This window comes from Flavobacterium sp. NRK F7 (assembly GCF_024054195.1).
Lineage (GTDB): Bacteria > Bacteroidota > Bacteroidia > Flavobacteriales > Flavobacteriaceae > Flavobacterium.
The window spans coordinates 2,779,122-2,787,744 of sequence record NZ_JAMXLB010000001.1 but is presented as its reverse complement, the minus strand read 5'-3'; the positions used below and the strand labels follow the sequence as shown (position 1 = coordinate 2,787,744).

Annotated in this window: 8 protein-coding genes and 1 pseudogene; 3 read left to right on the top strand and 6 right to left on the bottom strand. The window is 30.0% G+C overall.

Annotation, left to right across the window (positions count from 1 at the left end; translation table 11 throughout):
• From NHF47_RS12620 to NHF47_RS12605, 4 genes and pseudogenes are all read right to left on the bottom strand, one after another.
• Window positions 1-256 (bottom strand): annotated as a pseudogene (locus tag NHF47_RS12620) (endonuclease III); the annotation flags it as partial.
• A 136-nt stretch (window positions 257-392) separates the two neighbouring features.
• Window positions 393-1,271: a TraB/GumN family protein gene (locus NHF47_RS12615; RefSeq protein ID WP_252765264.1), complete on the bottom strand. Its 879-nt coding sequence runs from the start codon at window positions 1,269-1,271 to the stop codon at window positions 393-395.
• Window positions 1,272-1,287: 16 nt separating this feature from the next.
• Complete coding sequence (locus NHF47_RS12610; RefSeq protein ID WP_252765263.1) at window positions 1,288-1,929, bottom strand: hypothetical protein; 642 nt, start codon at window positions 1,927-1,929, stop codon at window positions 1,288-1,290.
• Between the two features lie 4 nt (window positions 1,930-1,933).
• The gene (locus tag NHF47_RS12605; RefSeq protein WP_140996939.1) at window positions 1,934-2,428 is read right to left on the bottom strand and encodes an RNA polymerase sigma factor; all 495 of its coding nucleotides are present in this window, start codon (window positions 2,426-2,428) and stop codon (window positions 1,934-1,936) included.
• A 353-nt stretch (window positions 2,429-2,781) separates the two neighbouring features.
• On the opposite strand from NHF47_RS12605, the gene NHF47_RS12600 reads away from it, so the two are divergent.
• Entirely contained in the window at window positions 2,782-4,086 is a 1,305-nt protein-coding gene (locus tag NHF47_RS12600; protein ID WP_252765262.1) for an NAD(P)/FAD-dependent oxidoreductase, read from the top strand.
• A 2-nt stretch (window positions 4,087-4,088) separates the two neighbouring features.
• On the top strand, window positions 4,089-5,057 hold the full coding sequence (locus NHF47_RS12595) for a hypothetical protein (RefSeq protein WP_252765261.1): 969 nt from the start codon (window positions 4,089-4,091) through the stop codon (window positions 5,055-5,057).
• Between the two features lie 17 nt (window positions 5,058-5,074).
• Here the strand turns inward: NHF47_RS12595 and NHF47_RS12590 are convergent, their stop codons facing one another.
• Window positions 5,075-6,133 carry a DUF3810 domain-containing protein gene (locus NHF47_RS12590; RefSeq protein ID WP_252765260.1) on the bottom strand — a complete coding sequence of 353 codons (1,059 nt, stop codon included), beginning with the start codon at window positions 6,131-6,133 and terminating at the stop codon, window positions 5,075-5,077.
• Window positions 6,134-6,231: 98 nt separating this feature from the next.
• Here NHF47_RS12590 and NHF47_RS12585 point away from each other — a divergent pair, with 98 nt between their 5' ends.
• Window positions 6,232-7,695, top strand: coding sequence for an aminoacyl-histidine dipeptidase (locus tag NHF47_RS12585; protein ID WP_252765259.1), 1,464 nt, complete (start codon window positions 6,232-6,234; stop codon window positions 7,693-7,695).
• Window positions 7,696-7,803: 108 nt separating this feature from the next.
• On the opposite strand, the gene NHF47_RS12580 is transcribed toward NHF47_RS12585, so the two are convergent.
• Window positions 7,804-8,406, bottom strand: coding sequence for a hypothetical protein (locus NHF47_RS12580; RefSeq protein ID WP_252765258.1), 603 nt, complete (start codon window positions 8,404-8,406; stop codon window positions 7,804-7,806).
• Window positions 8,407-8,623: the final 217 nt, after the last annotated feature.

Sequence of the window (8,623 nt, the reverse complement as noted above, 5' to 3'; positions counted from 1 at the left end):
TTTTATTGGCGTCTTTATATTGTGGAGTTAATCCAAATCGAGGCACCACTCGTAAAACATGTAAGTCAACTAGAATGCCTTCAGGGCTTTGATGGGTTTCTCTTAAAATAACATTGGCTGATTTTCGACCAATACCTTTTAATTTAACTAGTTCATCTAGTCTTTTAGGAATAGTTTTGTCTTTTAAAACACTAGCGATATCTAAAATCCAGTTGATTTTATTGGAATAATTCTTTACACTTGAGAAATAAACCAAAAGATCATTAGAATTAGAGATAGATAGATCATGGAGTAAAAGCTGAAGGTATCTAATGATACCAACTTTCCTAAAAGTAGAGCTATAAAAAAAGAGGATTAATTATCCTCTTGTCAAGTTTTCTATTGTAATATTTTTAATTAACAGCTTCAACTTTATATCCATTTTTTCTAAGTAATTTAATAACTCCTTCTTCACCTGCTAAATGAGCTGCACCAACAGCAAAAAAAGTGGGTTTTAGTTTAGTCGTTTCTTCAATTACAGGAATCCAGTTTTTATTTCTTTGCACTATTAAATCATTTTCATATTCAGTAAACATCTTGCTTTCCGATTCTTTTGATATTGATAACATACCTTCAATATTTTCGCTTTTATAAACGGCAAGCATTTTGGCCATTTCATCTTTATCTGAAATTAAATTATCATTGGAAGCTTTTAAGAGTTCTTCTACTTGTATTTTGTAGGGTATTTTATCAAAAACGTTCATTTGATCTTCAATAGATTCTAATCCATAAATCTCTTCATTTTGCTCTTTAGCAATTTTCATAAGTTCCATGTCAACCGCTTTCATAGGACAATCCAATAATTTTGGTAAATACATAGAACTAATCATAAAGGGTTTGAATGTATCTATCATTTGTAAAGAAAAACCAATATTATCTTTTAGGAAGGTATCTAGTTTTTTTGCTTCATCTTTCGTTATTAAAGAACTAATAGTTACCCCATCATTCATCATTATTTTACGCATCATGGTAGCTTGTAAATTAGGGTCATCCATATCAATCTCAAGATATAATTGCGAAGTTTCATCAAATGCTTTTAAAACAGCATCATTTATATTGGTTTCACATACGGCATGCATGGTTCCATATAAATAGGATGGTTTTTCAATACCATTACCAGAAATTTTCCATAATAAACTATTTTCCAATTTTTGTGCATTGGCTAAATAACTAAAAATCATAAGGGCAAATACTACAGAAAATTTAACTAAGTCTACAATAATTCGTATCATAATGAAATATATTTAGTTATAAATCTAATTTTTCTAATTCTTTGTAATTTCTATTCAATCGTTTTAATAAAATACCATACAGTAGTTTATAAAATAACCATATCACACCTATAATAATTAATACGCAAACGGTATAAGCTGCAAATAAGAGAGTATAGAATACATTCGGATTTACATTTTGTGTCGCTTTTTCAATGACTTCATTTAAATTAGGATCATATTTAAATTGAAATGTAAAAACAAGAATAAACAGAATAAAAGACATCATTAGATTATACCATACATAGTATTTTACTGTTTTTCTAGTTTTAATGATGGATTGCATTAGTTTTTTTACCGTTTCAGTAGTATTAATATTTTTAAAATTTTTATAAAACTGAAAGATGAAGAAAATAATAATACCATAATTAATAATAGTAATTATTGGTATAATTTTATTTAAATGATACATTTCAAGTGTTTTGAAATAATGTTCATCTGTTGTAAAGAAGCTTAAAGTAAGCCATAAGACAATCTCTAAAATACTGATAATTAAAATCCATTTCACAATAGAAGAAGATCTTTTATGAAGCATTTTATAAATGTCTTTTTCGGTAAGTTGGTTAAAGGAATGTTCTCTTTTTTTCCAATCTTTTTTTAATATTTCTAATTCATCCATTCAATTACGGATTTAATATTTTTTTTAATTTTCCTTTCACTCTGTTCATTTTCACTCTGGCATTTACTTCGCTAATACCAAGTGTTTCTGAAATTTCAGCATAGTCTTTATCTTCTAGATATAAAAATATTAATGCCTTTTCTATATCATTCAACTCGCTTATGGCACTATACAAGAGTTTTAACTGCTCTTCCTCTTCATAGTTGTAATCTTCTTGTTTTACTTTATGAAAAGTACTGTCAAATTCTATAGTATTTATTGATTTTTTCTTTTTTCTGTATAAGGTAATAGCGGTATTTAAACCTACACGATATGCCCAAGTAGTAAATTTTGAATCTCCTCTAAACTTAGGAAAAGCCTTCCATAATTGGATGGTGATTTCCTGAAACAAATCATTATGCGCATCCTCATCAGTAGTATATAACCGACAAATCTTGTGGATTATATTCTGATTTTCCTGCAACTGTTTTACAAAAATTTCTTCCGATGTTGGATTCATAGAACTATAAGTAGCCATTTCCTGCTATTCGTTACAATTTTTTGAAATCATTTTGTATTTTTCTAATAAGCACAAGAACTTCCTACGGTCGTTTTGTCCTTTTAACAAAAATAAAAAAAGGATTTCAAAAAGATTTCCACTACTATCAGGGCTAGAAATATAATAGCAATAGCAATAACAATAACAATAACAATGGCAATAACAAATTGAATAGCAATTTCAATTTTTAAAGGATTCATTTCAATACTTATAACTATTTATTCCTTCAAGTGACTTCATAAATGCTTTTTGAATAGTATAAAATCCATCAATAAATGCGTATCTTTGGGTATACCAAATTAAGTATCTCAAAAATGAATATACCTCGTAGTAGTTTTCCTAGAATTGTAATTATAGGAGGAGGATTTGCAGGCATCGCTTTAGCCAAAAGATTAAGAAATAAAAAAGTGCAAGTGGTATTATTAGACAAACATAATTACCACAATTTCCAACCTTTAATGTATCAAGTTGCTACAGGTGGTTTAGAACCCGATTCTATTGCATATCCTATTCGTAAAGTAGTACAAGAGCATAAAGACTTTTACTTTCGTTTAGCAGACGTAAAAGAAATTGATTCCAATAACAATAAAATTATTGCCGATATTGGTGAATTAAAATACGATTATCTGGTAATTGCTACCGGTTCAAAAACGAACTTTTTTGGGAATAAAGAAATGGAACGCAATTGCATGGCCATGAAGACGATTCCACAATCCTTAAACATTCGTAGTCTTATTTTAGAAAACTTTGAACAGGCTTTATTAACTAATGATATCGATGAAAGACATAGTTTAATGAACTTTGTTTTAGTGGGTGGTGGACCAACAGGTGTAGAACTTGCTGGTGCATTGGCAGAAATGAAAAAGGCCATTTTACCAAAAGATTACCCTGATTTAGACATTCGAAAAATGGAAATCAATCTCATTCAAAGTGGTGATCGTATTTTGAATACCATGAGTGAGAATGCATCTCAAAAAGCGGAAGAGTTTTTAATTAAACTCGGAGTAAGTGTTTGGAAAAATGTACGTGTGACAGGGTATGACAGTAGAGTAGTAACCACTAATTCCGATTTAACTTTTGATAGTGCTACAGTAATTTGGACAGCAGGTGTGCAAGGTGCTTTGGTTAACGGCCTTAATGTACATTCTTTAATAGCAAGAGCCGATCGCATTAAAGTGAATGCTTACAACCAAGTAGAAGGTTATGATAACATATTTGCTATTGGAGATATTGCTTCCATGTCTTTAGAAGAGTATCCACAAGGACATCCTATGATGGCACAACCTGCCATTCAGCAAGGCAAACATTTGTCTGAAAATTTAGCGCGTTTATTAGATAAAAAAGAAATGAAACCTTTTGTATATAAAGACAAAGGCTCTATGGCAACCATTGGTCGTAATAAAGCGGTTGTCGATTTACCCCATTATCATTTTTCGGGTGTTTTCGCTTGGTTTGTTTGGATGTTTGTACATCTTTTTTCTCTAATTGGTTTTAAGAATAAAGCGGTAGTCTTTTTAAATTGGGTGTATAATTATGTTCGTTTTGACAGAGAAGCTCGGTTAATCATCAGACCTTATAAAAAGAAACAAATCGCCACTTTTACTACTGATGAGATTTAGATATGGATTTTAATAATATTCAACAAAGAATATCTTTGTTATATAAGGCGATTGAACTTTATTACGATTTTAAACAACCTATGATTCCCGTTACAGAAGAAGGAGAAAATAACGGTAAAAGATATTTGACTGTTAAATTGGGAGCAGGGATTACAACTGAAGATGAAAAGTTAGATTTTTTTAATAGAATTATCCTCATTATTCATAATATAGCAAATATAAAAGATAATTTAAAAAAATTTTTATCTGAGAGAAATTTAAATCAAAAAGTTGTTGAAATGATAATTGATGACTCAATTCACTTATCTATAATAGCTGATTTATCTAATTCAGAGAAGCATGGTTATCCATTAACAAAAACTAGAAGGTCTAAATTAGACCCAAAAATTACAAATATTAGAAAATCCTGGGATATAAATTTTCCCTTATCGAAGGTCTATCATAATATAATGGATTCTAATGTTCAATTTAAGGCTGATATTGTAGATTTTAATGATAATTTTATTTGTGATTTTGATGAGTTAATTGAAAAAGCCATTGAAAATTGGGAAGATTTTTTTATTAAAAATTTAAATGAGGTTTCTGGTGAAATTTTATTAATTCGTGAAAATAAAATACAAAAAAACAAACAAATATTAAAAGTTCAACAGACTATTAATGAAGTAAATAAAATTATTCAATCTTCAGAATGGATTAATGTTTCATGGCAAGAACTAGTTGTTGGAATGATTGTTAGAAATATTCAAAGAGAAAATAATCTAACTAATTCTACTGGAATTATTGTAGAGCAATTTATAGATGGAAATGCACTACCAATTATAAAATTAAAAGATGACTCTCCTTTTGGTATTATTAATTTTCATGTTGAAAAATATAATTGGCAAGTGATTAAGATTGTTAAACCAAATGACTTAATGGTTTTAAGTTATTACTATTACAATTGTGATGTTTTATTTCAAAGTATTAACTGAAAACTAATCACTCTTCACTAACCACTAATTTCTTCATACCCAATCATCAAACCCACAAATTTACTATAACTTTCTAAACCGTCTTTTTGTTGGTTCATCTTTAAAAAGTTATCATAGAAATATTCAAAAAAGGTATCGATAGGAGTGTGGTAACTTTCCCAAAAGGCTTCGTTTTCATCTAAGTTTTTTACCACTCCTTTGTTGAGTTTTTCAAAAAAAGGTTTGCTTTTGCCTTCTTCCATTTTTTCTAAATTTCCTAAACAATAACGTGTGATAAAATTATAAGCGGAATACTGAAAATAAATATCTTCATTTTTTATTGCAGCTAGAAAACCAATAAAATTACACTCACTTTCGCTTCCAATACCAGTTTGATGTGCCATTTCGTGACAGGTAGTCATCGGGCAATTGTATTTGGGTTTTAGAGTGTTTACTTGAGCTTCATTGGTAAACGGATTCAAATACCCACCAAAACCCATATAACTTAACGGATAACTCAATAACGAACCTTTTATACTTTGATGCTTGTATTGAAACTCTTTTAGGTTTTCGGGTAAGTTTTGATACCCTTTTATCGCTAATGTAAAAATTTCTGCTTCCGTATAAGGAATCGTTACTGCTAACGAATCAGTACCCGTAATTTTCTCTTGTAAAGCATTGGTCTTGCGAATCATTTTATCGGTGAAAGCTTCTAATTGTGCCAAGGTGTATTCTTTTGGAATATCTAATTTTTTGTTTAATGGAACCCGATAATAATTCAAACCCCATAAAATATTGAAGAAGAAATAGAATATCGCAAACCAACTCATGACGGTTAATCCATTGGTTTTCCAATTTTTAAAAAATCCTTTTCTGTTTTTCCAAAACCACCTTAGCAGAAAAAAGATGAGAATAAAATAGAGGAGATCTCCAATAGAGAAAGGAATCCAACCCAAACTGTTTCTAGAAACAAAGGCAATTTTTGGATATAAACCGTTACTGTACCACTTTTCAACACTTTCTGGAAATAATGCAATTAATTTTACAATAAGAATTTGTAGGAGTAAAGAAAGCGGTAAAATATATTTTTTCTTCAAAGCATCAATTTTAAACGTAAATATAATTAGAAATCATTTAGTAAAGCATTTAAACTTTGTAACTTTGGCATGTTAAAACCTTGAAATTATAAAGTAACATGAGTCAAGAAGTAAGAAACTTAGAGCCTAAAGCACTTTGGAACAAATTTGCCGATTTAAATGCAGTACCCAGACCTTCAAAAAAAGAAGAGCGTGTGATTGCTTTTATGATGGACTTTGGAAAAAAATTAGGCTTTGAAACCATAAAAGACCAAGTTGGAAATGTCATTATAAAAAAACCAGCCACTTCAGGAATGGAAAACAGAAAAACCATTGTCATGCAATCGCATTTAGATATGGTGCATCAAAAAAATAACGATACCGTTTTTGATTTTGATACACAAGGTATTGAAATGTACGTTGATGGTGATTGGGTTCGTGCCAAAGGAACTACTTTAGGAGCTGATAATGGGTTAGGAGTAGCAACTATTATGGCTATTTTAGAAAGTAAAGATATTCCACATCCTGCTATTGAAGCGTTATTTACGATAGATGAAGAAACGGGAATGACAGGTGCTATGGGCTTGCAAGGCGGTATGCTTGAAGGTGAAATTTTACTAAACTTAGATACGGAAGAAGATGACGAAATTGATATTGGTTGTGCTGGTGGAGTAGATGTTACAGCTGTAGCAGAATACGATGAAGAAGACACTCCTGAAGGTTCAGTTGGATATACTATTACCGTGAAAGGATTACAAGGAGGTCATTCTGGTATGGATATTCATAAAGGATTAGGAAATGCAAACAAAATTATGAATCGTTTGTTGTTTGATGGTTTTGATAATTTTGGTTTACAAATTGCCTCTATTAAAGGGGGAAGTTTACGAAATGCAATTCCAAGAGAAAGCGTGGCTCAGGTAATTATTGCTAATGTTTATGATGAAGCTTTCGTTTTTGACATGCAAGATATTATTTCGGAAATTAAAACAGAATTAAAAACGACAGAACCGAATTTACAAATTGTAATTGAAAAATCGGAAACAACTCCTGCTAAGGTAATGCCTCCAATGGCACAATATTATTTAGTGCGTGCTTTGTATACTGCACATAATGGCGTGTATAGAATGAGTGCTGATTTTGATAACTTAGTAGAAACATCTAACAATATTGCCAAAGTAACTGTAGGTGAAGGAAAATTAAACATACAATGTTTGACTCGTTCTTCCGTTGAAACGGCTAAGTTTGATTTGGCAAATGCACTTCGTTCTGCTTTCGAATTAATGGGTTGTGAAGTAGAATTTTCAGGAAGTTACCCTGGTTGGACACCAAATGCTAATTCTGAAATTTTAGATGTGCTAACTACTATTTATGAAAAGCAAAATGGAAGTAAAGCCCATGTAGTGGCTTGTCATGCAGGTTTAGAATGTGGTATTTTAGGGACGAATTATCCAGACATGGATATGATTTCTTTTGGACCAACCATTCATGGTGCACACAGTCCAGATGAAAGAGCAAGTATCTCTTCGGCTCAAAAATACTGGAAATTTGTATTGGAAATTTTAGAAAATATTCCAGTAAAATAATATAATAAGCTAAACAAATTATTTTTGTTATGTGATAAAAATTATTTTTATCAATAATTATCTATTAAAAAAGGCTATTCGTTCTTTTGAATAGCCTTTTTTATTTATTTATGGTAAATCAAAAACTTTAGTCGAACTAAAATTTTCTCTGTATACATCTGGTTCTGGGTTTTCATCAATAGAAGGATATCTATAAACCGCTTGAAAGCTCATAATTACATGCAATTTATTACCAACAACAACTGCAGATCTGCTTGAATATATTATTTCTTGTAAAAATGGGTGTCCACAATCATATTTCGCAAGTGAAATTTCTGAATTTGTTAAATAATATGTTCCTTGGGCATTTTTTGCAACAGTAACATCATAATCCATATAAAAGGAAATTAAAGATGCAGGATTGTTTGTTTGAAAAACTTTTGTTCCTTTCATTGTATATGTATTGTTGTTTTCACTAACATTACTGTACTCATTTTTTACACATTGTGTTGAACTTCCACCTCCACCACTAGCTTCACCATCCGGATTGTCTGCATCTGAATGTGTAAATACATTTGAACCATTATTATTAGAGTCTGCAGGATCTCTTTGTAACATTGTATTGTTATCTTTTTCCATTTGTAGTTCTTCACTTATACTTTCGTGTGAACAGGAGTTAAATGCAAAGGCAAATACTATTAGTAGAGCTACTCTTAAAAAAATATTTTTCATAAGTTTATTTTAAAAAATTAATACTTTAAATAAATCTGTTGTTAGATGTTATTTGATAAAATTTGTGTTTAAATAATTTCTTTCAAACCTTTTAAGTCAATTGAAAGTTTTGACTAGTGTTGCAACAATATTTTTATTTTAATATAAAATTCATTTTTAATAAGACTCGAAATTGTATCTCATTTTGTCTTTTCTAAAATTTTATTTCTTTGGCAAA